21 protein-coding genes and 1 riboswitch are annotated in these 21,554 nt (G+C 74.9%); of the genes, 14 read left to right on the top strand and 7 right to left on the bottom strand.

The window, feature by feature from the left end; genetic code table 11:
• Window positions 1-23: 23 nt before the first annotated feature.
• Window positions 24-180, bottom strand: a riboswitch (cobalamin riboswitch).
• 334 nt (window positions 181-514) lie between these two features.
• Window positions 515-1,372, top strand: coding sequence for an endo alpha-1,4 polygalactosaminidase (locus ACZ7LY_RS13835; RefSeq protein WP_471624958.1), 858 nt, complete (start codon window positions 515-517; stop codon window positions 1,370-1,372).
• Window positions 1,373-1,565: 193 nt separating this feature from the next.
• Here ACZ7LY_RS13835 and ACZ7LY_RS13830 read toward each other — a convergent pair whose 3' ends face one another.
• Window positions 1,566-3,344 carry a hypothetical protein gene (locus tag ACZ7LY_RS13830; RefSeq protein WP_471624778.1) on the bottom strand — a complete coding sequence of 593 codons (1,779 nt, stop codon included), beginning with the start codon at window positions 3,342-3,344 and terminating at the stop codon, window positions 1,566-1,568.
• Between the two features lie 310 nt (window positions 3,345-3,654).
• Between ACZ7LY_RS13830 and ACZ7LY_RS13825 the strand changes: the two genes are divergently transcribed.
• Window positions 3,655-3,891 carry a hypothetical protein gene (locus ACZ7LY_RS13825; protein WP_471624777.1) on the top strand — a complete coding sequence of 79 codons (237 nt, stop codon included), beginning with the start codon at window positions 3,655-3,657 and terminating at the stop codon, window positions 3,889-3,891.
• A gap of 117 nt (window positions 3,892-4,008) precedes the next feature.
• Here ACZ7LY_RS13825 and ACZ7LY_RS13820 read toward each other — a convergent pair whose 3' ends face one another.
• Window positions 4,009-4,977 carry an SDR family oxidoreductase gene (locus tag ACZ7LY_RS13820; protein WP_471624776.1) on the bottom strand — a complete coding sequence of 323 codons (969 nt, stop codon included), beginning with the start codon at window positions 4,975-4,977 and terminating at the stop codon, window positions 4,009-4,011.
• Window positions 4,978-5,234: 257 nt separating this feature from the next.
• Between ACZ7LY_RS13820 and ACZ7LY_RS13815 the strand changes: the two genes are divergently transcribed.
• The 6 genes from ACZ7LY_RS13815 (at window position 5,235) to ACZ7LY_RS13790 (ending at window position 9,564) form a co-directional block, all read left to right on the top strand.
• Window positions 5,235-6,857, top strand: a complete 1,623-nt coding sequence (locus ACZ7LY_RS13815; RefSeq protein WP_471624775.1) for an FAD-dependent oxidoreductase — start codon at window positions 5,235-5,237, stop codon at window positions 6,855-6,857.
• Window positions 6,858-6,981: 124 nt separating this feature from the next.
• Entirely contained in the window at window positions 6,982-7,548 is a 567-nt protein-coding gene (locus ACZ7LY_RS13810; RefSeq protein ID WP_471624774.1) for a rhodanese-like domain-containing protein, read from the top strand.
• Window positions 7,545-7,811 (top strand): metal-sensitive transcriptional regulator, encoded by a 267-nt coding sequence (locus ACZ7LY_RS13805; protein ID WP_471624773.1) that lies wholly within the window; start codon window positions 7,545-7,547, stop codon window positions 7,809-7,811. The genes ACZ7LY_RS13810 and ACZ7LY_RS13805 overlap by 4 nt, the downstream gene beginning before the upstream one ends.
• 125 nt (window positions 7,812-7,936) lie before the next feature.
• A complete protein-coding gene (locus tag ACZ7LY_RS13800; protein ID WP_471624772.1) occupies window positions 7,937-8,509 on the top strand; it encodes a GNAT family N-acetyltransferase in 573 nt (190 codons plus the stop codon).
• Window positions 8,510-8,579: 70 nt separating this feature from the next.
• A complete protein-coding gene (locus ACZ7LY_RS13795; RefSeq protein WP_471624771.1) occupies window positions 8,580-8,960 on the top strand; it encodes a hypothetical protein in 381 nt (126 codons plus the stop codon).
• A gap of 37 nt (window positions 8,961-8,997) precedes the next feature.
• Window positions 8,998-9,564, top strand: coding sequence for a GNAT family N-acetyltransferase (locus ACZ7LY_RS13790; protein WP_471624770.1), 567 nt, complete (start codon window positions 8,998-9,000; stop codon window positions 9,562-9,564).
• Window positions 9,565-9,849: 285 nt separating this feature from the next.
• Here the strand turns inward: ACZ7LY_RS13790 and ACZ7LY_RS13785 are convergent, their stop codons facing one another.
• Window positions 9,850-11,481 (bottom strand): MDR family MFS transporter, encoded by a 1,632-nt coding sequence (locus ACZ7LY_RS13785; protein ID WP_471624769.1) that lies wholly within the window; start codon window positions 11,479-11,481, stop codon window positions 9,850-9,852.
• Window positions 11,482-11,643: 162 nt separating this feature from the next.
• Window positions 11,644-12,282: a TetR/AcrR family transcriptional regulator gene (locus tag ACZ7LY_RS13780; RefSeq protein WP_471624768.1), complete on the bottom strand. Its 639-nt coding sequence runs from the start codon at window positions 12,280-12,282 to the stop codon at window positions 11,644-11,646.
• Between the two features lie 171 nt (window positions 12,283-12,453).
• Between ACZ7LY_RS13780 and ACZ7LY_RS13775 the strand changes: the two genes are divergently transcribed.
• Window positions 12,454-13,029, top strand: coding sequence for a DUF4232 domain-containing protein (locus ACZ7LY_RS13775; RefSeq protein WP_471624767.1), 576 nt, complete (start codon window positions 12,454-12,456; stop codon window positions 13,027-13,029).
• A 10-nt stretch (window positions 13,030-13,039) separates the two neighbouring features.
• Here the strand turns inward: ACZ7LY_RS13775 and ACZ7LY_RS13770 are convergent, their stop codons facing one another.
• From ACZ7LY_RS13770 to ACZ7LY_RS13760, 3 genes are all read right to left on the bottom strand, one after another.
• Window positions 13,040-13,300, bottom strand: a complete 261-nt coding sequence (locus ACZ7LY_RS13770; protein WP_471624766.1) for a DUF5133 domain-containing protein — start codon at window positions 13,298-13,300, stop codon at window positions 13,040-13,042.
• 118 nt (window positions 13,301-13,418) lie between these two features.
• Entirely contained in the window at window positions 13,419-14,087 is a 669-nt protein-coding gene (locus ACZ7LY_RS13765) for an NAD(P)-dependent oxidoreductase (RefSeq protein WP_471624765.1), read from the bottom strand.
• Between the two features lie 166 nt (window positions 14,088-14,253).
• A complete protein-coding gene (locus ACZ7LY_RS13760) occupies window positions 14,254-15,546 on the bottom strand; it encodes an MFS transporter (RefSeq protein ID WP_471624764.1) in 1,293 nt (430 codons plus the stop codon).
• 80 nt (window positions 15,547-15,626) lie between these two features.
• On the opposite strand from ACZ7LY_RS13760, the gene ACZ7LY_RS13755 reads away from it, so the two are divergent.
• The 5 genes from ACZ7LY_RS13755 (at window position 15,627) to ACZ7LY_RS13735 (ending at window position 21,345) form a co-directional block, all read left to right on the top strand.
• Window positions 15,627-16,532 (top strand): LysR family transcriptional regulator, encoded by a 906-nt coding sequence (locus ACZ7LY_RS13755; RefSeq protein WP_471624763.1) that lies wholly within the window; start codon window positions 15,627-15,629, stop codon window positions 16,530-16,532.
• 328 nt (window positions 16,533-16,860) lie between these two features.
• Window positions 16,861-19,224 carry an ATP-binding protein gene (locus tag ACZ7LY_RS13750; protein WP_471624762.1) on the top strand — a complete coding sequence of 788 codons (2,364 nt, stop codon included), beginning with the start codon at window positions 16,861-16,863 and terminating at the stop codon, window positions 19,222-19,224.
• A gap of 133 nt (window positions 19,225-19,357) precedes the next feature.
• Window positions 19,358-19,834, top strand: a complete 477-nt coding sequence (locus ACZ7LY_RS13745) for a universal stress protein (protein WP_471624761.1) — start codon at window positions 19,358-19,360, stop codon at window positions 19,832-19,834.
• On the top strand, window positions 19,831-20,220 hold the full coding sequence (locus ACZ7LY_RS13740; protein WP_471624760.1) for a universal stress protein: 390 nt from the start codon (window positions 19,831-19,833) through the stop codon (window positions 20,218-20,220). Before ACZ7LY_RS13745 ends, ACZ7LY_RS13740 begins: the two co-directional genes overlap by 4 nt.
• Window positions 20,221-20,451: 231 nt before the next feature.
• Complete coding sequence (locus tag ACZ7LY_RS13735) at window positions 20,452-21,345, top strand: TIGR03619 family F420-dependent LLM class oxidoreductase (RefSeq protein ID WP_471624759.1); 894 nt, start codon at window positions 20,452-20,454, stop codon at window positions 21,343-21,345.
• Window positions 21,346-21,554 lie beyond the last annotated feature (209 nt).

Here is a 21,554-nt window from a genome sequence, read left to right as displayed (position 1 = left end):
GGGGATGTCCTCGTCCCCTGGTCGGTGCGGAAAGGCGGCAGGTCAGTGTCTGGCTCCCGGGCGTCGCGTGCGGCGCGACGACCGGTCACAGTGGCGGGACCGCACCGGATTCGCACCGGTTTCCTGGCCCTGACCGCCTGGGTGGAGTGGTGACAGTGTGCCAGACGGGTGTTCGACCTTCGCGGGAGGTCCACACGGGAGGTCCACACGGGAGGTCCGCACGGGCGGGCACGCGGTCCCACGGGTGTGCGCGCGGGCATGAGGAAGCCCCGGCCGTGACGGGGGACCACGGCCGGGGCGGCTTGGGAGTGGGCACGGATGGCGGTCGCCTCTCGGCGGGGGGCTCCGCAGGGCTTCAGCCGAACGATCTTCCCTGCGGGCTATAGGTGAGGCCCGGGGACACTGTTCCATCCGTGTCCACGGTGGGTTCAACGGGCGGGGCCCCCTTGTTGTTCCCCGCCTTCCGGAAGCGGCCGGTGAGGTACGTCACGCCTGGCCGGGACCGTAGGCTGCGCTGGTGATCTTCGCTTCCGCCCGCCGTGTCCGCGCGGCGCTCGGCCTCGCCCTGGCCGCCGCCGTCCTGCTCGGCGGGTGCGCCGCGCCTTCCTCACCCACTTCCCCGTCCGCTTCCTCCTCCACGGACGGGCCGCCCCGGGTGCGGATGCCGGTGGCGGACGCGGACTTCGACTATCAGATCGGCGGCGCCTACCGCCCGCCCTCGGGTGTGCGCGCGCTCTCCCGCGACCGCACGGACCGTCCGGCGCCCGGCCTCTACAACGTCTGTTACGTCAATGCCTTCCAGGCGCAGCCGGACGCGCTCGGCTGGTGGCGGCGCACCCATCCGGACCTGCTGCTGCGCGACGGCAAGGGCGCGCTCGTCATCGACGAGGACTGGAACGAGGCGCTGCTCGACCTCTCGACGGCCGCCAAGCGGGAACGGCTGGCGCGGATCGTGGGGCGGTGGATCGACGGCTGCGCGGACGCCGGTTTCCAGGCGGTGGAGCCGGACAACCTGGACTCCTACCAGCGCTCCGACGGCCTGCTGCGGGCCGGGGACGCGGCGGCGTTCGCGCGGCTGCTGACCGCGCGGGCGCACGCGGCGGGGCTCGCGGCCGGGCAGAAGAACACGGCCGAACTGCTGCCCCGGCACTCCGCCATGGGCTTCGACTTCGCTGTCGCCGAGGAGTGCGCCCGCTACGACGAGTGCGGGGCGTACGCGGACACGTACGACGACCGCGTCTTCGTCATCGAGTACCGCGCGGCCGACTTCACGCGCGCGTGCCGCGCGTGGGGCCCGCGCCTGTCGATCGTGCTCCGGGACCGCGATGTGCGGCCGGCCGGGGCGGACGGGTATGTGCGGCGCGGGTGTTGAGCCCGAACCCGATGCCGAGGGCGCGTCTCGGCGCCTCCGCGCGGCCGACCGTCCAGCTCAGGGCGCCCGGTCGGGGTCGGTCGCGGGGCACACCTCGGCGGCTGAGCGCGGGCTCCCGATCAGCTCAGGACGCCCGGTCGGGGTCGGTCGCGGGGGGGCACACCTCGGCGGCGGCTGAGCACGGGGCGGGCGGTCAGCTCAGGGCGTCGAGGCGGCGGCGGACCGCTTCCAGGGCGCCCGGTCTGCGGCCCGGTACGCGTGCGCGCAGGGCGGTGAGCGCGGGGGCGTGCGCGCGGGCGCGGGCCGGGTCGGCGAGCTGCTCCCACTGGTGATGGGCGCGGTCCACGGCGGCCTCCACGTCCTCGTCGCCGGGTTCCTCGCCGCGCGACAGGCGGGCGTGGGCGACGGCGGCCCACAGTTCGAAGCTGCGGTCGGGCTCCCGCGCCAGACGGGCGAGGTCCGCCCGGACCTCCAGCCAGTGGATGGCCTGCGGCGACCCGGCGCCGTGGGTGCGCAGCGCCTCGCTCTCCCACAGCGCGGCGATGGCGGCGGCCTCCCCGTGCCGCCCGGCCTGCGCGGCGGCGAGCAGCGCCGGGTGCGGGTCGTCGGCGGCGGTGGCGGTGGCCTGCGGTGCGGGGGCGGCGCCGGGGGCGTGCGGCGCGGGCCGGGTCTCCTGCGGGGCCGAGGCGTCGTGCGCGGGCGCGTGCTCCGGTACGGGGATGGAGGGCGCCGGCGCCGAGCTCGTACGGGGTGCGGTAGGCGCTGGGGCCTGGGCCTGAGGTCGGGCGGGGGTGCTGGTCGGGCGGGGCGGGGCAGCGGGCGCCGGGGGTGTCGTCGGGGCGTGGCCCGCGTACGGCTTCCCGACGCCCGTACCCGTACCCGTACCGGTGCCGGTGTCGGCAGGCGTGCCGGGGGCCTGGGCGTCGGCGGGCTCCCCCGCACCCCCGTTGACCGGCACCGGGGCCGCCGCTGTGAACCCGGGCACCGTGGACGCGGCGGGCATCCCGGGGGCCGGTGACGTGGGAAACGCGGGGCGCGCGAGCCCGGCGGAGTGCCCCTCCTCCGCCTGACGCGAGAACCCCGCCCCCGGCGCCTGGGACACGGGCGCGGGCATGGGCGCAGGAGGCTCCCCCGCGCCCTGGCCGGAAACCGCCGCTTGACCGGGCAGCACAGCGGTCCCCGCCACTCCCACGGAGCCGGCGACCGGCACCGGAGCGGCGGAGACCGCCCCGGGCACCTGCTGCTCCCCGTACCCGACCGCAGGCACCTGCACCTCCCCGTACCCGCCCCCGGCATGGGCCCCCAACGGCGCCCCGAGGGCCAGGAACAGGGCGTCCGGCGCGCCCGAGCGAGCCGCGGCCGTCTCGTGCAGGCGGGGCTGGGCCGGGCGGTCGCCGGACCGCCAGATGTCCGCGTACGCCCGCAGATAGTCCGGCAGGGCGACCGTGCGGCGCGGCGGGGGCGGGGTGAGGCGCCCGAAGACGCGGACGCCGTGCCCGAGGCCGAGCCCGCCGGAGCGGACGTGGTCCCAGGCGGCGGTGTCGGTGACGAGGTCCAGGACGAGGGTGGTGGTGTCGGGGCGGCGCAGCGCGAGTTCGCCGGTGAGCCAGTGCCAGGGCAGCGCGGTGTAGCGCAGGGTGGAGGCGGTGCTGCGGGCGAGCCCGAAGTGCAGCAGGCGCTGGCGGTGGTCGAGGTGGAGCTGCCCGGTGACGTACAGGTGCAGCGGTCCGGGCTGCGCGGCGGCCGTGCGGATCCGGGTGAGGACGGTCTGCGGGTCGACCGGGTCGGCGAGTTCGACCACGCTCGCCGCCGGGGTGCCGGTGAGGGCGGACGGCGGCACGGCCGCGAGCGCGGGCAGGACGGACACCGCGTCGATGAGGCCGCCCTTGCCCTCGGGGGCCGCCGCCAGCAGCAGCGCGGTCCCCGGCTCGGTGGACTGTGCCTCGTTCTTGCCTTGCGCGTTGATCACCACGACAGCACCGTAACCGCAACCCGGCGCGCCCCGCGCCCCGCTTCCCCCACTCAACTGGCGCGACTACGGGCGGGTTTCAGCCCTTTTCTCACCTCGGGTTCCCCTGCCGCCGCAGGCCCCGTACCCGCGCCTCGGACGCCCATCCGGCCACGCCCGCCCGCGACTTGACTCCCACCGGGCGCGCCCGCCGGGAGTCCCGCGCGGATCACCCGGCGGATTCCGGCCACACAGCGAATCACGGCACCGCAGGCGGCCCCCGGTCGCCGCGCTGGAGGTGCGGTCGGGGCGCGCGGGGACGAAGCTGAGGGGCATGGACGGACTTGGCGGATATCCCCCTGTTGTCGTGCACGCCGCGCAGCCCGGCGGGCGGCGCGTGACGATCCGTGGCGAGGACGCGGGCCTCGCCACCTCGACGGCGGACGTCGTGGAGTTCCTGCGGCGCGCGGGACTGGAGGACGCGCCGCTGGACGACCCCGACCTGGTCGAGTGGCGGGGCGGCGGAAGCGCGATGTGGCCGGCGCGGATCGCCGACCCGGACGACCTGTGAGCACCGGGCCGGCCGGAGGGTGAGCGCCGAGCCGGACGGCCTGTGAGCGCCGAGCCGGGGGCATGGTGAGCCCCGGCCCGCACGACCGGTGACCGCCGCGCCCCGCCGCCGCGCGGGTCAGCGGTAGCCGGTCACGTCGGCCGGCTTTCCGGCCTCCTGCACCTCGACGAGGTAGCGCCAGGAGTCGGGGCGGCTCCCGTCGAGGTCGGTGAAGCCGTAGGTGTGGGCGAGGCCGCCGCTGGAGAGCGAGGTGCCGTTGAACCGGGCAACGTCCGGGTCGGCGGCGAGGGCGGCGACCGCGCGCCCGGTGTAACGCGGCGTCTCGGAGATGGCGAAGTGCGGCTCGCCGGCGAGCGCGTCACGCCAGTTCTCCTCACGGACGCCGAACGCGTCGAGCATGATCTCCGACCGCATCCAGCCGGGCGTCAGCGCGACGGCCGTGGCGCCGCGCGGGCCCAGCTCGTGCCCGAGGGAGAACGCCATGCGCAGGACGGCGGTCTTGGCGAGGTCGTAGAAGAACGAGTTGCGGTAGTGCGTGCGGTTGTACGCGTCGGTGCCGTCCGTCATCTCGACCACGAGCCCGCCGGGGTGGCGCAGCAGCAGGGGCAGCGCGTGATGGCTCGTGATCGCGTGGGTGTCGACCGCGAGGCGGAGCAGCCGCAGCCCCTTGTCGAGGTCGTGCTCCCACACGGGGGCGTCCCAGGAGAAGAGGTGTTCGCCGCCCCAGATGTCGTTGACGAGGACGTCGAGGCGGCCCTGTTCGGCGTCGACGCGCTCCACGAGTCCCCGGACCCGCTCGGGCTCCAGGTGGTCGGTGGGTACGGCGATGCCCGTGCCGCCGGCGGCCGTGACGAGGTCGGCGGTGTCCTCGATGGTCTCGGGGCGGTCGTACTCGGAACGGCGGGCGCGGGTGCTGCGGCCGGTGACGTAGACGGTGGCGCCCGCCGCGCCCAGTTCCACGGCGATGCCGCGGCCGGCGCCGCGGGTGGCCCCGGCGACCAGGGCGACCTTGCCGCGCAGGGGCCGGGCGGGGTCGGCCGGTGCGTCCGGGCGGTGGGGTCCGTCGGCGGGGCGGGACTGCGACACGGGGGTTCTCCTTCGGGTCGGTGCGGAGGTGCTGCTTGCCGAGCACATGACGAGCATCCCCGCGAAACCCGACATCTCCTGTCCGGCTTTCCGGGACACCTGGGCGGATTCTCGGAAGGCCCCTGACCGATCCGGACCCCGCGCCCCCGCCCGCTCCCACAGGTGCATAGCGTCCGAATAAGCCTGATTGGATACCCCCTCCCGTATAGCTGATACCCTCGGGGGTATAGTTTCGGCAGAGTCGGCAGGAGGTTCCCGTGAAGATCGTGGTCATCGGAGGCGTGGCAGGCGGCATGTCCGCGGCGACGCGCTTGCGTCGCCTGGACGAGACGGCCGAGGTCGTCGTCCTGGAGCGCGGCGCGCACGTCAGCTACGCGAACTGCGGGCTGCCGTACTTCCTCGGCGGTGTCATCGAGGAGCGGGACGCGCTGCTCGTCCAGACGCCCGAGGCGCTGCGCGCCCGCTTCCGCCTCGACGTACGGGTCCGCAGCGAGGCCGTCTCCGTCGACCGGGCCGCGCGCACGGTGACCGTACGGGACCTGGAGCGCGGCGAGGAGTACACGGAGACGTACGACAAGCTGATACTGAGCCCCGGCGCGCGTCCCTTCGTGCCCGAACTGCCGGGCGTGGAGCGGGCGTTCACGCTGCGGGACGTCACCGACACGGACCGGATCGCCGAGGTGCTCGACGGCGGCGCCCGCTCGGCGGTCGTCGTGGGCGCCGGGTTCATCGGCGTGGAGGCCGCGGAGAACCTGCGCCGGCGCGGGCTCGGCGTGACGCTCGTGGAGCTGGCCGGTCAGGTGCTCCCGCCGCTCGACCCGGAGATGGCCGCGCCGCTCGCGGACGAACTGCGCGCGGGTGGCGTCGAGTTGGCGCTCGGTACGCAGCTCAAGGAGATCGGCGCGGACGAGGTGCTGCTCGACGACGGGCGGCGGGTCCCCGCAGATGTCGTCCTCATGGCCATCGGCGTCCGCCCCGACGTGGCGCTCGCCCGTACCGCCGGTCTCGCCCTCGGCCCGCGCGGCGGCATCGCCGTGGACGACACGGGCCGCACCAGCGACCCCGACGTGTACGCGGTGGGCGACGCGGCGGAGAAGACCGACGCACTGACCGGCGAATCCACGCTCGTCCCGCTGGCCAACCTCGCAAACCGGCACGGGCGGCTCGTCGCCGACGCGATCATGGGCCGCCCGGTCTCCGCGCGCCCGGCGACCGGCACGGCCGTCGTGCAGGTCTTCGGCCTGACCGCCGCCGCGACCGGCTGGAACGAGAAGCGGCTGCGCGCCGCCGGCCGCCCCTACCAGGCGGTCCATCTGCACCCCGGTTCGCACGCCGGGTACTACCCGGGCGCCTCCCCCATCGCGCTCAAGGTCCTGTTCGACCCGCGTGACCTGCGCATCCTCGGGGCGCAGGCGGTCGGCGCCGACGGTGTCGACAAGCGCGTCGACGTCGTCGCCACCGCCATCGCGGGCGGCCTGACCGCGCCCGACCTCGCGGACCTGGAGCTGGCCTACGCTCCCCCGTACGGCTCGGCGAAGGACCCGGTGAACATGGCCGGGATGATCGCGGAGAACCTGGCGACCGGCACCGACCGCACCGTCCAGTGGCACGAACTGGCCGCCGTCCGCGAGGCGGGCGCCACGCTGGTGGACGTCCGCACGGCGGGCGAGCACGCGCGCGGCGCGATCCCCGGCGCGGTCAACATCCCGCTCGACGAGCTGCGCGAGCGAGCCGGTGAACTGCCCGAGGGCGACCTCGTCGTGCACTGCCAGGTCGGCCTGCGCGGTCACACGGCGCTGCGGCTGCTCGCCGGGCTCGGCCGCGACGCCGCCAACCTGGACGGCGGGTACGCCACCTGGGCCGCGGGCAGCGCCGCGTGAGATCCGCGAAGGCCCCGGCGCACCGCCCCACCGGCATCGCCCGTACCGTCCGTACCGTCAGCACTGGGCGCACCGCCCGCACCCACGTCCGACCCCCCGTCCCGAACGTCCTCAAGGGAGAAGCATGAGCACCACCCTCGCCCCCGCCGAGCTGCGCGCCCGGCCCGCCGACGACACCCTCGTCATCGATGTGCGGGGCCCCGGCGAGTACGCGGCCGGCCATGTCCCCGGCGCGCTCAACGTGCCGGCGGAGCACCTCGACGCACTGCTGCCCGACTTGAAGGCGGCCGGCGAGCGGCGGCGTCTCGTCGTCGTGTGCGCGGCCGGTCACCGCTCGGCGGCGGCCTGCGCGAAGCTCGTGGAGGCGGGCGTCGACGCGGTCGGCCTCGCCGGCGGCACGCAGGCGTGGTCCGCCGAGGGCCACCCCGTGGACACCGCGCCCCGCCAGGGCCGTGCCGTGTGGGCGATGGACCGCCAGGTGCGGTTCACGGCCGGCTCGCTCGTCCTGCTCGGGCTCGCGCTCGGCCGCCGCGCTCCCAAGGCCCGGCTGCTCGCCGCCGGTGTCGCCTCCGGGCTCGTCTGGTCCGGCGTCAGCAACACGTGCGGGATGGCCGCGCTCCTCGGCAAGCTGCCGTTCAACCGGCCCGAGCCCGGCGCCCTCGACGCGGCCCGCGCCGCCCTGCGCGCATGAGCGGCAACCCGGCCGCGACCGACGCGGTGCTCAAGCGACTGCGGCGCGCCCAGGGCCAGTTGGCCGGGGTGATCGCCATGATCGAGGCGGGCCGTGACTGCAAGGACGTGGTCACGCAGCTCGCCGCCGTCTCCCGCGCCCTCGACCGGGCCGGCTTCAAGATCATCGCCTCGGGCATGCGGGACTGCATGAACGCGGCGGACGGCGAGGCGCCCCCGCTCAGCGAGGACGAACTGGAGAAGCTGTTCCTCTCCCTCGCCTGAGGTCCACGCCGATGCCCCGCGCCCTGCCGAAAGGGTGCGGGGCGTCGGCGTACGCGCGTACCGGCCGCGCCGCCGTACGGTAATTCGGTGTCCCGCGAGGCGGCTCCCGGCGCAGGATGGGGCGCATGCCCTTGGCCACCCCTGTCCTGCGTACGTCCCGGCTGCGGCTGCGGCCCTTCACCGATGGCGACGCGGACCGCCTCTTCGCGCTGCACAGCGACCCGGCCGCGATGCGCTACTGGGACTCGCCGCGCTGGACCGACCCGGCCCGCGCCGCCCGCTTCCTCACCGCGTGCCGCACGATGGCCGAGGCGGGCTCGGGGGCGCGGGTGGCCGCGGAACGGGCCACTGACGGCGCGTTCGTCGGCTGGTGCGGGCTCGTCGACTGGAACCCGGAGTTCCGCTCCGCGTCGCTCGGCTACTGCCTCGCCCCCTCGATGTGGGGCCACGGTTACGCCACGGAGACCGCGCATGCCGTACTGACCTGGGCGTTCGAGACGCTGGACCTCAACCGCGTGCAGGCCGAGGCGGACACCCGCAACTTCGCGTCCGCCCGCGTCCTGGAGAAGCTCGGCTTCGTACGGGAAGGCACGCTGCGGGAGGACTGCGTGGTCGACGGCGAGGTCTCGGACTCGTGGGTCTACGGTCTCCTGCGGCGCGAGTGGCGACCGGGACAGACGGCAACTGCCGCCAGGTGAGGGAGAGTTGAGGGCGACGAACCCGGCAGGTGGGTGGATGGCGACGGACACCGAGGGGAAGGGTTGCCCCATGACGACAGCGCTTTTCCGGTTCCCGCCGCACCCGATCAGGGGCGTACGGGTACTGCATCAGCGGCAGAACTGCGGGCCGCAGTTCGCGGAGATCGAGGTCGACTTCGAGCCCGCGGCGCAGGGCTTCGCCTTCGAGGTGGCGCGTTCCCTCGCGGTGGACCACGAACCGGCCGAGGAACTGCCCCGCTTCTTCGCGGCCGTCGCCGCCGGGATCGAGGAGCAACTGCGGGAGCGGGGGCAGGAGTTCGTCGTCGCCACCCGTGTCGTCCTGCGCCGGGCCCGTACACGGGCGCCCGCGTCGCACGAACTCGCGTTCAGGGTCGCGGGCGCGCTGGCGGCCCGTAAGGCGCTGGAGCGCGCGGGTCTCTCGCCGGCCTGAGCCCTCGCCTCGGCGCGGGGTGTGTTTGTATCCCGGCGTGAACAGTACGGACTTCGAGGCGGGTGGGGCGCGGCCCCGGCGGTGGGTGCGGGCTCGGCGCGAGGCGGACGTGGACGCCTGCGTACGGGCTCTGGCGGACGTCCACGCCGGTGACGGTTACCCGGTGAACTGGCCTGCGCGGCCCGGCGCTTGGCTCGCGGAGGCATCGGGGCTCGGGGCGTGGGTCGCCGGGGTCGGCGGGGGCTGCGCTGTCGGGCATGTCAGCCTGTCGCCGCCGTCCTCCGGGGACGCTGCGCCGGCGCTGTGGAGCGAGCGGACGGGGGTGCCGGTCGCGGCGACCGCTGTCGTCGGGCGGCTGTTCGTGGGGCCCGGGGGGCGGGGGCACGGGCTGGGGGCGATGCTGCTGGAGCGGGCGGTTCGGGAGGCTCGGGGGCGGGGGTTGTGGCCGGTGCTTGATGTCGTGGCGACGGATGTGTCGGCGGTGGCGCTGTACGAACGCCGGGGCTGGCAGCGCCTGGCCACGGTCCCCCTCGACTGGGGCCACCCCCACCCAACCCCGGTCCACGCCTACACCGCGCCCTCCTCAATCGCCGAAGAGGCTTGAGCCGCGAAGCTGACGCTGAGCCCCACTCCCTCAGGGGCGCGGGGAACTGCGCGAGCGGCCACGACGCACCCGGCACTCCGGGGCTCCGCCCCAGCCCCCGCTCCTCAATCGCCGGAGGGGCTGGAGGTTGGCGCCGAGGCCAGCCCCCAGGACCCCAGGGCCGGAGGCCGGGAGCGGGCGATCAGACAACCCCCGTCAGGGGCGCGGGGAACTGCGCGAGTCGCCTCACCGGGGCTGAACCCGACGTACAACCTCAACGCCCCCCCCGCGCCGGAGAGGCGGGCGTCAAGCGACCGGCTCGGGGTGCTCCACCGCCGGCACCACATTCTCCGCCCGCCAGTCGGCAGACTCCGCAAGCGGCTTCTCCTTGAGGACGCACGCCAGCACCAGCCCCACCGCGAACACCGGCAACAGGTACAGGAAGATCGGCACCAACGCCTCCTGATAGGACGTGACGACCGAGGCCCGCAGATCACCCGGCAGGGCCCGCACGAGCGCCGGCGTCAACGAGTCACTGTCACCGACCTTGGCCGCGGCGTCGGCGGGCAGCCTGACCGCGAGCTGGTCGGTGAGCCGGCTGGCGAACACCGCGCCGACGACGGCCGTACCGAGCGTCGCCCCGATCTCCCGGAAGAAGTTGTTCGCGGAGGTGGCGGTGCCGACCTCGGAGCCGGGGAAGTCGTTCTGCACGGCGAGCACGAGCGTCTGCATGAGCAGTCCGACACCGGCGCCGGCGAGCCCCACGTACACGCAGACCTTCCACACCGGGTCGGAGACGTCCAGCGTGGACATGAGGTAGGCGACACCCATGATGATCACCGTGCCGGCGATCGGATACACCTTGTACCTGCCGGTCTTGGACATGATCGCGCCGGACGGCAGGGCCGTGGCCATGATGCCGACGACCATGGGGATCAGCAGCAGCCCGGACTCGGTGGCGGACTTGCCGTAGACCATCTGGAGATACGTGGGCATGTAGCCGACGATGGCGAACATGCCGAGCCCGATGACGATCATGCCGAGCAGGGTGGCGACGTTGAAGATGGGGCTGCGGAACAGGTGGAGCGGGATGACCGGTTCGGCGGCGCGCTTCTCCGCGGCGAAGAACAGCAGCCACCCGGCGACCGCGCCGGCGCCGAGGCCGACGACCAGCGGGTCCGACCACGCGTACTGCGTGCCGCCCCAACTGGCGAACAGGACGGTGCAGGTGACGGCCACCGCCATGAGCGCGGTGCCGAGGTAGTCGAGGGTGACGCGGACCGCCTTGCGGGGCAGCTTGATCGCGACGGCGGCGACACAGAACGCGAGGACGCCGAGCGGCAGGTTGACCCAGAACGCCCAGCGCCAGGAGTGCGCGTCGGTGAACCAGCCGCCGAGCAGCGGCCCGACGACGGACGACAGTCCGAACACGGCACCCATGGGGGCCATGTACTTGGCGCGTTCGCGGGGCGGCACGAGGTCCGCGATGATCGCTTGCGAGGTGATCATGAGCCCGCCGCCGCCGAGGCCCTGGAGGGCGCGGCCCGCGATGAGGGTGCCCATGTTCGGGGCGAGTCCGCAGACCACCGAGCCGACGAGGAACAGGGCTATGCCGGCGAGGAAGATGTTCTTGCGGCCCATGAGGTCGCCGAGCTTGCCGTAGACGGGCATGCCGATGGTGGCGGCGAGGATGTAGGCGGTGGTGATCCAGGCCATGTGCTCGATGCCGTTCAGCTCGCCGACGATGGTCGGCAGGGCCGTGGACACGATGGTCTGGTCGAGGGCGCCGAGCAGCATGGTGAGCATGAGCGCGGCGAAGATCAGGCCGAAGTTGGCGGGCTTGGCGACGGCCTCGTCGGCCGCGCCGTCCAGCGGACCGGGGCCGGGGCCGGGCCCGGCGGCGGTGTCGGGGCCCTCGGGCACGGGGGCGTGCGTCATGACGTCGTTCTCCGTTGGTGATGGTCACGTGCGGACACGTGGGTGGGGCGGCCCGTGCGGCGCGGGAGCGGTGGCCGCGTACGGGTGATGCGGTACGGGGAGGGTGAGGGGGAGTTCGAGAGGGTGACCAGGTGGGGAGCGCCGGTCACACCGCGGGGCTCGTCACCGCACAGCGGCCGTGCCGAGCAGGGCGCGCAGGGTGGTGAAGGAGTCCCGTACGCGGGAGGCGGGCCCTTCGGTGTGGTCGCCGGCGTGGGACCAGCTCTTGAGGGCGCCGCGCAGGGTCACCATGGCGATGCCCGCGAGGAGCGCGGCGGCCTCGCCGTCGGGCGGGGTGCCGGTGCGGCGGGCGATGACGCCTGCCAGGTCGCGTTCGGCGGCCTCGCACTGGGCGAGGAACGTGGCGAGGACGGAGGGGACGCCCTCCGCGATGCGCAGCGCGTCCTCCAGTTCGCCGGGGCTGACGGCGGACTCCTGGAGGTGGTCGGCGAGCGCGTCGCCGAGGTCGCGGAGCACGGCGTCGGTGTCCCGGCCCGCCCCGGTGGCGAACCGGTCGGCGAGGGTGTCCGGGAGCGCGCCGGGCAGCGCGAAGAGGGCGGCTTCCTTGTTCGGGAAGTAGTTGAAGAAGGTGCGGGGTGAGACCCCGGCCTCGGTGCTGATCATCTCGACCGTGATGTGCGCGAAGCCGTGCGCGCGGGCCAGGCGCAGCGTCGTGGCGTGCAGCTCGGCCCGTGTCCGGCGCCGCCGCTGGGCGCGCAGCCCCTCGGCGGGGGCGGTTCGGCGCGGGTCGGAGGAGATCACGCCGAGATTCTTGCACACCGTGCAAACTTGCCCACTGTGCACCCCCGGCCGGTACGGGAACGCCCTGCGTCCGTACTAGGTCGCCCTGCCGGGTCGCCGTCGCGGTGCGGCCCACCCCTCCCCGGGCTAGTCTCGAATGTCCGTGTCGCCCCCTTGGAAGGGGTGGGTTCCATGCACGTACGCCACACGCACGTACGTCACGTGCACGTACGCCAGTGGGCCTCGGCCTGCGCCGCCGCCCTCGCCCTGACCGCTCTCGCCGCGCCCGCGGCGGTCGCCGGGGCCCCGGCGGCGTCGTCCGCGCCGCCGCGCTGTGCCGAGGAGGATCTGACGCTGCGTGCCGACCCCTCCGACGCCGAGCCGGGCGTCATCGGGGTCAGCGTCCGCAACGACTCGGGCCGCGCCTGCCGCATCGACCGCGCGCCGACCTTCACGTACGGGGATCTGGACGGGGCGGCGCTGCCGTTGCCGCCCGGACCTGAGGCGTCGCGTGTACTGGCCGGGCACCGCACGCTGTACGCGGCGGTCCGCTCGGTCTCCGACAGCGCGGACGCGGCGGAGCGGGCGCTCACGGTCGACTTCGTGACGGCGGCGGCCGCGCCGGATCAGGAGGGCCGTACGTTCCAGGCGCTCACGGTCGGCGCGCTGACCGGGGTCCGCGTGTGGGAGCCGGTGACGACGCTCTGGCAGGGCTCGGCCGCCGGGGCGGTACGGCAGTTGACGGACCTGACCACCGGTCAGGCGTGAGGCCCAGGGGTCACGACAGGGCGGGGGCGGAGCCGCGCGGGCGGCGCGCGGTGATCAGCGAGTCGTCGTGGACGCGGGCGCCGGGCAGCCCGTGCCGCGCGGCGACGAGGGCGGCGTCCACGTCGGCGGTGCCGGTGGCGAGGCAGAGCGAGTAGGCCACGTCGGCGACGCGGCGCTGCGCGTCCGGCGAGCCGTTGTCGGCGTCGAGGGCGCGGAGGGTCTCGTACTCGCGGACGAGGTCGGCCAGCAGGGCGGGGTGGGCCAGCAGCATCGTGGGGTTCCTTCTGGTCGAGGGCGTCTACGGGGCGTACGGCTGTCGCCGCACTCCGTGTGGCCTGGTCGGCCATCACCCGATTGCCCTGCGTGCGCCCCCGCAAACAGCGAGTCGATCAATAGCCCGCGGTGAAGCGGACGCGGTGGTGCCGGGGGCGTTCCGCCTCGTCGAGCAGGACGACGGCCAGGTCCTCCATGGACAGGGCGGAGACGCCGTCCGCGTCGGTCACCAGCTCGTCGGTGCCGAGCCGGTGGCGGCCCGTGCGCTCCCCCGGTTCGAGACGAGCCGCGGGGCTCACATAGGCCCAGTCGACGCCCCGGCCGGAGGCGCGGCAGACGGCGAACTGTTCGGCGCAGGCGCGGGCGATGGGGAGGAGCGCGGCGGGGAAGTCCGGGGTGTCGACGAGCGCGGTGCCGCCGGTGCCGGGGACGGTGAGGGTGGCGGCGCCGCCGACGAGGAGGAGCCGGACGCCGGTGGCGTGCAGCCCGGCGAGCACGGCCCGCGCCACGGCGGGCAGTTCGGCTTCGGCGCCGGGCGCGGGGCGGGTCGCGGCGATCACCAAATCGTGGTCGGCGGCGAGGCCGGCGGACGTGCCGGGGTCCGCGGCGTCCCCGGCGCGGATGACGACGCCGGGCGGGGTCGTGGCGCGGGCCGGGTCGCGCACGACGGCGGTGACCCGGTGGCCCCGGCGCACGGCTTCTCCGACGACCCGGCGGCCTACGGCACCGCCCGCACCGAGCACGGCGATCCGCAGGGGGCTCGGGGCGGCGGGTTCGACGGCCATGGGGACTCCTTCATTGGTTCAGCGGGGAGAAAGGGCAGTTCCCGTACGGGAGTTGGCGTGTACGGCAGTTCCCGTACGGGAGTTGGCGTGTACGGCAGTTCCCGTACGGGAGTTGGCGTGTACGGCAGTTCCCGTACGGGAGTTGGCGTGTGCGGTGAGAGGCGGGTCAGCGGTTCCAGTGGGCGCGTTCCCAGGCCCAGACGGCGATCGCGGCGGTGGCGAGGGTCGCGCCGAGGACGGAGACGCCGCTCCAGCCGGCCGCCGCCCAGACGACCGAGGAGAGCGCGGAGCCGACCGTGCCGCCGAGGAAGAAGCTGGTGCTGAACGCCGAGTTGAGGCGGTTGCGGGCCTCGGGGCGCAGCCCGTAGATGACGGTCTGGCTGGAGTTGAGGACGGCCTGCTGGCCGATGTTGAGGGCGACGACGCCGACGGCCAGCCACAGCAGGGAGTGCTGCCCCGCCGCCAGCAGCAGCCAGCCGGTCAGCAGCAGGACGGTGGCCGTGCCGGTGACCTTCTGGACGTGCCCCCGGTCGCTGAGCCGGGCCGCGAACGTCATCGACAGCACGCCCACCGCGCCGACGAGCCCGAACAGGCCGATGGCGGGCGGCGACCAGTGGTAGGGGGCGCCGGAGAGCAGGAACGTCATGGCGGTGAGCTGCGTGCTGTACGAGGCGAGCGAGAGGGCGCCGAGCAGGGCGCGGCGGCGCAGCGCGGGCTCCTCGCGCAGCAGGACGAGGGTGGAGCGCAGCAGGGCCGGGTAGCGCAGGGCGGCGGTGACGGGCAGGGTCGGCAGGACGCGGCGCAGGGTGACGGCGGCGACGGCCATGAGGACGGCGAGGACCCAGTAGGCGGTGCGCCAGCCGCCGAGTTCGGACAGTCCGCCGGCCGCCGTGCGGGCGAGGAGCCCGCCGAGCAGGACCCCGGACATGACGGTGGCGACAGCACGGCCGCGGGTCTCGGCGGTGGCGAGGGCGGCGGCGTGGGCGACGACGACCTGGGCGCCGACGGAGGTGAGCGCGGTCAGCACGGTCCCGGCCAGCAGGATCGGGCCGGTCGGGGCGAGCGCGGAGACGGTGAGGAAGAGGGCGGTCGCGGAGAACAGGGTGACGGCGAGGCGGCGCCGGTCGACGACGTCGCCGAGCGGCACGAGCAGCATCAGGCCGAGGGCGTAACCGGCCTGCGCGGCGGTGACGACGAGCCCGGCGAGCAGGCTGCCGAGGTGGAGTTCGCGGGAGATCACCTCCAGGAGGGGCTGGGCGACGTAGTTCCCGGCGCAGGACAGGCCGGTGGCGACGGCCATGAGGAGCAGCAGGGAGCGGCGGGTGCCGGCGGCGGCCTCCGGTGCGGCGGCAGCGCCGGGGGTGACCGGAGTCTCGGCGGCGGTCAGTGCGTCGGAGGTCGCCCGGTCGGGGGCAACTCCCTTGCGGGAGGCGGCGTTCGGGGTCGTGGTCTGTGTCATGCGCTCAGCCTGCGGCCCCACCCACTCATGAGTCCAACACATCCTTGTCATCCCAACGATCGTGGATCACGATGGATCGCATGGAGTTGCAGCAACTGCGGTACGTCGTCGCCGTCGCCGAGACCGGCGGGTTCACCCGGGCCGCCGAGCGGTGCCTGGTGGTGCAGTCCGCGCTCAGTCACCAGATCGGCAAGCTGGAGAAGGAGTTGGGCGCGCGGCTGTTCGAGCGGACGAGCAGGCGGGTGCGGCTGACCTCGGCGGGCGAGGCGTTCCTGCCCGCCGCGCGCCAGGCGCTGGAGGCAGCGGAGCGAGCCCGCGCGGAGGTCGCGGCGGCCACCGGGGAGATCCGGGGCCGGCTGACGGTCGGGGCGATCGCCACGGTGACGGCGGTGGACGTACCGGATCTGATGCGCGCCTACCACGCGGCCTATCCGCAGGTGGCGCTGCGCCTGATGGACGGGATGAGCGAGGCGCACGTACGGGATGTGCGGGAGGGCGCGCTCGATCTGGCGTTCCTCGGGGTGGCGCCGTCGTTCCGGATCGAGGGGCCGGGGCTCGCGTCGCGGACGCTGGTCGTGGACCGGCATGTCGCGGTGGTCGCGCCGGGGCACCGGCTGGCCGGGGAGGCGGCGGGCGGGCCGCTGGCGCTGGCGCGGCTGGCGGACGAGCCGTTCGTGGACTTCCCCGCGGGGCTCGCGGCGCGGGCGCAGACGGACGACGCGTTCGACGCGGCGGGGCTGCGGCGCGACGTGGCGTTCGAGGTGAAGGGCCTGGACTTCCTCGCCGATCTGGTGCGCGGCGGGCTGGGTCTCGCGCTGCTGCCGTCGCGGCTGGTGCCCCGGCTGCCGGGGCTCGCGGTGGTCCCGCTGCGGGACGGGCCGGTGCGTGAGGAGCGGCTCGTGTGGAACACGGCCCGCCTCTCGCCCGCCGCGGCGGCGTTCCTGGCGACGGTGGAGGGGCCGGCGCCGGCCGGTGCGGTGACGTAGGGGCGGGCCCAGGCACTTCCGGACACCCGCGCGGCCGGTGCCGCCTGGCGCGGGCGGTGCCGCCTGGCGCGGGCGGTGCCGCCTGGCGCGGTGCGGGCAAAGCAGCGCCCGCTCCGGCTCGGCCGAGCTGGAGCAGCACCGCCGAGGCGCGGGCGGGCAGGCAGCGTCCGCCGGGGCGCGGGCAAAAGGGGAAGTGTCCCACCCCCGGCGGGCCGCGAGGCGGCTATCAGGGGAAATCGCGGGGCGCGCGCGACACTCCCCTACGGTGGCGGCAGGAGCCGCCCCCCCCATCGCCCCGCATCCGCTTCCCCGTACGGAGAGTCCTTTCATGAACCGCAGTTCCGGTCGACGTGTGTCGGGTGAACTGCCCGCCGAGGCGACGAGCTTCGTCGGCAGGCGCCGTGAACTCGCGCAGGTGTCCGAGCTGTTGACGCGGGCCCGGCTGGTCACCCTCACCGGCCCTGGAGGCGTCGGCAAGTCCCGTACGGCGGTGCGGGCGGCGCACGCGGCACGCGAGTCGTTCGCGGGCGGCGTGCATCTGGTGGAGCTGTCCGCGCTCGCCGACCCGGCCCTGCTCGCGGGCACGGTGGCCGCCGCGCTCGACCTGCCCGAGCAGCAGGCCGGACGGCCCGCCTCCGAGGTGATCGCCGACTACCTGGAGGACAAGGAACTCCTGCTGCTGCTCGACACGTGCGAGCACCTCGTCGACGCCTGCGCGATGCTCTGCGACGAGCTGCTGCGGGCGGCGCCCGGCGTGCGGATCCTGGCGACGAGCAGGCAGCCGCTGGACGTGGCGGGCGAACACGTCCTCGCCATCGGCCCGTTGAGCGTGCCGGAGGCGGGCGCGGGCGGCGATCCGGACGCCCTGCACCTGTTCGCGGACCGGGCGTCGGCCGCCGTGCCGGGGTTCACCGTGAACGACGACAACCGTGCGGACGTCCTCGCGCTCTGCCGCCGCCTCGACGGCATCCCCCTCGCCATCGAACTCGCCGTCTCCCGGCTGCGGGTGCTGTCCCTGGACGAGATGCTGACGCGGCTCGACGACCGCTTCCGGCTGCTGGCGGGCGGGCGGCGCACCTCGGTGCCGCGCCACCAGACCCTGCGTACGGCGATCGGCTGGAGCCATGAGCTGTCGACCCCGCAGGAGCGGCTGCTGTGGGCCCGACTGTCCGTGTTCGCAGGCGAGTTGAGCCTCCAGGCCGCCGAGGCGGTGTGCGCGGGGCCCGGGACGGGCGGCGGGCCGGGGCTGCCCGTCGAGGACGTGCTGACCGCGCTGATCGGCCTGGTGGAGAAGTCGGTGGTGCTGCGCGTCGAGACGCCGGACGGCACGCGGTACCGGATGCTCGACACGATCCGCGAGTTCGGCCTGGAGCGACTGGCCGCGCTCGGCGACGAGGAGCGCACCCGTGACCGGCACCTGGCGCACTTCCGGGCGGCGGCTGCCGCGTTCGACGAGCAGTGGACCGGCGACGCGCAGATCCCGCTGCTGCGGGCGCTCGTCCGCGATCAGGCGAACCTGCGGGCCGCGCTGGAACACTGCATGAGCACGCCCCGGCTGCACTGCGCGGGCCTGCGCACGGCGACGGCGCTGTGGGGGTTCTGGCACGCGACGGGCCTGCTCACCGAGGGCCGCTACTGGCTGCGCCGCGCCCTCGACGGCTGCCGCGAGGACTCGCCCGAGCGGGTCAGGGCGCTGTACCTGACCAGTTGGTACATGGACCTCCAGGGCGAACGCGGCAACAACGAGAAGCTGTTGAAGGAGGCCGAGGCCGTCGCCACGCGCATCGGCGACCGGGTCGGCGCCGCGTGGACGCTCGCGTTCCAGGCGCACCGCCGCTACTTCCTCGGCCGAATGGAGGGCTGCGCCGACGACTTGGAGGAGGCGCGGCTGCGGATGACGGCGCTCGGCGACGACACCGGTCTGCTGATGCTCGGCTTCTACGGCGGGTTCATGCTGATCCTCGCCGGCGACCACGAGAAGGGCATCACCTGGTGCGACGACTCCCTGGCGCGCGGCGCGGCGCATCCGGCGGAACAGTGGGCGCGCAGTTGGGCGCTGTGGGTCAAGAGCGTCGGGCTGTGGCTGCACGGCGATCACGAGGGCGCCGTCGAGTGCTGCCGCGAGGGCATCCGGTGCAAGGCCGTCCTGCACGACCTGATGGGCCTCGCCCACTTCATGGAGGGGCTGGCCTGGCACGCGGCGCGGCTGCGGCACTTCGAGCGGGTCGCGGTGCTCCAGGGCGCGGCGGACGCGCTGTGGCGGCGCTCGGCGAAGGAGGCCAGGTTCGGCATCCCCGTCCTGCACGAACTGCACGACCGGGCGGCGGGGCAGGCGCGGGCCGCGCTCGGCGCCGACGGCTACCACGACGCGTTCAGCGAGGGCGGGGTGCTGCCGCTGGACGCGGTGGTGGACCTCGCGCTCGCCGACGAGTCGACCGCCGCGCCGGACGTGCCGCCGCAGCGCTCGGGTCCGGCGGACGGACTGACGCCCCGGGAGCGGCAGGTGGCGGCGCTGGTCAGCGAGGGGCTGACGAACCGGGAGATCGCCGCGCAGCTCGTCGTCTCCAAGCGGACCGTCGACTCCCATGTCGAGCACATCCTCACCAAGCTCGGCTTCACCTCCCGTTCCCAGATCGCGGCGCTGCACGGCACGGAGGCGGGCGACACGGCCGCGCCGCCGCCCACGCCCTGACCCGAGGCCCGGCCCGGTCCGCCGGGCGGTCGCGTCCGGCACGCGTGAGCCGCGCGCAGCGTGGAACCCGTGGTCGCGCACCTGCCACGCGCCACCGCCACCGCCACCGCCACCGCCACGGAGGGGTTCCGTCATGACCGACACCCGCGTACTGACCGTCGGGACCGACGGGTCGCGCGAGAGCACGGCCGCCGCCGACTGGGCGGCACGCGAGGCACTGCGCCGGGGGCTGCCGCTGCGTCTGCTGCACGCCGGCAGCGGGCCGCGCGCCGCGCCCGCGCCGCCGGACGTCGACCTGCCGGCGCGGGGCGTCCTCGACCGGGCCGCGCTGCACCTGTCGTACGCGCATCCGGCGCTGGAGATCATCGCGCGCCGCCGGCCCGCCCCGCCGGTCACCGCGCTCCTGGAGGCCGCCGCCGACTCGGAGGCGATGGTGCTCGGCTCCCACGGCTTCGACGACCGCGCGGACCTGCCCGTGGGCTCGGTGGCGCTCGCGGTGACGGCGCGTTCGATGCGTCCCGTGGTGCTCGTACGGGAGGACGGGCGGCCGCAGGACGAGACGTGCCGGGCGCGGCGGAGCACCGGCCGGTGGTGGCGGGCCTGGACGTGAGCGCGACCGCCGACGAGGTCCTGTCGTACGCGTTCGAGGCGGCGGCCCGCCGGGGTACGGGGCTGCACGCCCTGCACGCGTGGACGCTGCCGCCGGTCGCCGGGCACACCGCCGAGCCCGCGCGGCCCGGCGACGCGGCCCGCGAGGAGGAGCGGCGCCAGGGGCTGCTGCGGGACGCGGTACGAGCGTGGCGTTCCGCGTACCCGGAGGTCCCGGTCGTGGAGCGGCTGCTGTACGGGCAGGCCGGGCACCATCTGCTGAAGGCGTCGGCCGGGGCGAGTCTGACCGTGCTCGGGCGCCGCGCGGGCAACAGCCATCTGGGCTGCACCTCGCACACGGTCGTGCATCACGCGACGAGCCCGGTCGCGGTCGTGCCGTACGCGTGACACGGGCGCGGGCGGCTACCCGCACCGGCCAGTACAAGCCCCGCGCCACGTCAGGACATGTCCGGATGTGCTGCCGGGACGCCGGTGCGTGCGGGGTGGCAAATGCCGTGCCGGGTGCGGGTGTTGGGGACACCGTCCGAATGGAGGCGACGGGGGTGCACGGCGGGTGATGCGGCCGGATCGCGTCGGTCCGCTTCGACCGTCCCGGCAAGATCATCGAGACTGCGCGCCATGCGATACGGCGTGAACCTTCTGAACTTCGGCTCCGGCACGACCCCCGAGAGCCTGCTCCGCCAAGCCACGGACGCCCGTGACCTGGGCTTCTCCTTCGCCATGATCTCGGACCACATCGCGGTCACCCCGGATGTCCACGCGGTGTACCCGGCGCCCTTCTACGACCAGTTCCTGCTGGCCGCGCATCTCGCGGGGCGGGTGCCGGGGCTGACGCTCGGCACGACCATCACCGTGATCCCTTACCGGCATCCGCTCCAGACGGCCCGGCTCGCGGCGAACCTGGACCAGCTCAACGAGGGCGGTTTCATCCTCGGCGCGGGGGTCGGCTGGTCGGCCGCGGAGTACCGGGCGCTCGGCGTGCCGTTCGAGGAGCGCGGGGCGATCACCGACGAGTACCTGACGGCCATCCGCGCCGCCTGGACGCAGGACCCGTGTTCGTTCGAGGGCCGGTACGTCTCCTACGAGGACGTCCGCACCGCGCCCGCGCCCGCGACGGAGCCGCATGTGCCGGTGTGGGTGGGCGGCGACTCCCCGGCGGCGCTGCGGCGGGCGGCGCGGCTCGGGGAGGCGTGGCATCCGTTCATGCCGACGCTGGCGGGGCTGCGGCGGCAGTTGCCGGTGCTCGCGCGGGAGGCGGAGGCGGCGGGGCGGGCGGTGCCGGGGCTGGCGCCGCGCCTGCAGGTCCGGGTGGGGGAGGTCGCGGACACGGAGGGGCGGCCGCTCGGGCACGGGAGTGTTGCGCGGATCCGGGCGGATGTGGCGGTGCTGCGGGAACTGGGGGCGACGCATGTTCTCTTCGACACGTATCCGGGTGAGCCCGGGGTGCGGGGCAGTGCCGAGGACGACCGCCGCGTCCTCGAACTCCTGACGGAAAAGGTCTTGCCGGCGTGAGGAATGGGCCTCTCGGCGGGGTGGGGTTCCTTGCCGGGTGCGGGTTTCATCGTGGCTGGCCGCGCAGTTCCCCGCGCCCCTGAGGGGGCTTACAGCGCCGGCCAATTCAAGCCTCTCCGGCGATTGAGGAGCGGGGGCTGGGGCGGAGCCCCGGGCGTCGTCGCCGGGTGCGGGGTTCGTTGGGGCTGGGCGCGCAGTTCCTCGCGCCC

It is taken from the genome of Streptomyces sp. NPDC107550 (assembly GCF_055639095.1).
This window is presented reverse-complemented; position numbering and strand designations above follow the sequence as displayed.

What these genes read in the sequence shown, in the direction of transcription:
- ACZ7LY_RS13745 (WP_471624761.1), top strand. Translation starts at nt 19,358, where the DNA reads ATGACCGACACCCGCGTACTGACCGTCGGGACCGACGGGTCGCGCGAG.
- ACZ7LY_RS13765 (WP_471624765.1), bottom strand. Translation starts at nt 14,087, where the DNA reads ATGGCCGTCGAACCCGCCGCCCCGAGCCCCCTGCGGATCGCCGTGCTC.
- ACZ7LY_RS13775 (WP_471624767.1), top strand. Translation starts at nt 12,454, where the DNA reads ATGCACGTACGCCACACGCACGTACGTCACGTGCACGTACGCCAGTGG.
- ACZ7LY_RS13805 (WP_471624773.1), top strand. Translation starts at nt 7,545, where the DNA reads ATGAGCGGCAACCCGGCCGCGACCGACGCGGTGCTCAAGCGACTGCGG.
- ACZ7LY_RS13800 (WP_471624772.1), top strand. Translation starts at nt 7,937, where the DNA reads ATGCCCTTGGCCACCCCTGTCCTGCGTACGTCCCGGCTGCGGCTGCGG.
- ACZ7LY_RS13810 (WP_471624774.1), top strand. Translation starts at nt 6,982, where the DNA reads ATGAGCACCACCCTCGCCCCCGCCGAGCTGCGCGCCCGGCCCGCCGAC.
- ACZ7LY_RS13825 (WP_471624777.1), top strand. Translation starts at nt 3,655, where the DNA reads ATGGACGGACTTGGCGGATATCCCCCTGTTGTCGTGCACGCCGCGCAG.
- ACZ7LY_RS13770 (WP_471624766.1), bottom strand. Translation starts at nt 13,300, where the DNA reads ATGCTGCTGGCCCACCCCGCCCTGCTGGCCGACCTCGTCCGCGAGTAC.
- ACZ7LY_RS13795 (WP_471624771.1), top strand. Translation starts at nt 8,580, where the DNA reads ATGACGACAGCGCTTTTCCGGTTCCCGCCGCACCCGATCAGGGGCGTA.
- ACZ7LY_RS13735 (WP_471624759.1), top strand. Translation starts at nt 20,452, where the DNA reads ATGCGATACGGCGTGAACCTTCTGAACTTCGGCTCCGGCACGACCCCC.
- ACZ7LY_RS13760 (WP_471624764.1), bottom strand. Translation starts at nt 15,546, where the DNA reads ATGACACAGACCACGACCCCGAACGCCGCCTCCCGCAAGGGAGTTGCC.
- ACZ7LY_RS13750 (WP_471624762.1), top strand. Translation starts at nt 16,861, where the DNA reads ATGAACCGCAGTTCCGGTCGACGTGTGTCGGGTGAACTGCCCGCCGAG.
- ACZ7LY_RS13755 (WP_471624763.1), top strand. Translation starts at nt 15,627, where the DNA reads ATGGAGTTGCAGCAACTGCGGTACGTCGTCGCCGTCGCCGAGACCGGC.
- ACZ7LY_RS13785 (WP_471624769.1), bottom strand. Translation starts at nt 11,481, where the DNA reads ATGACGCACGCCCCCGTGCCCGAGGGCCCCGACACCGCCGCCGGGCCC.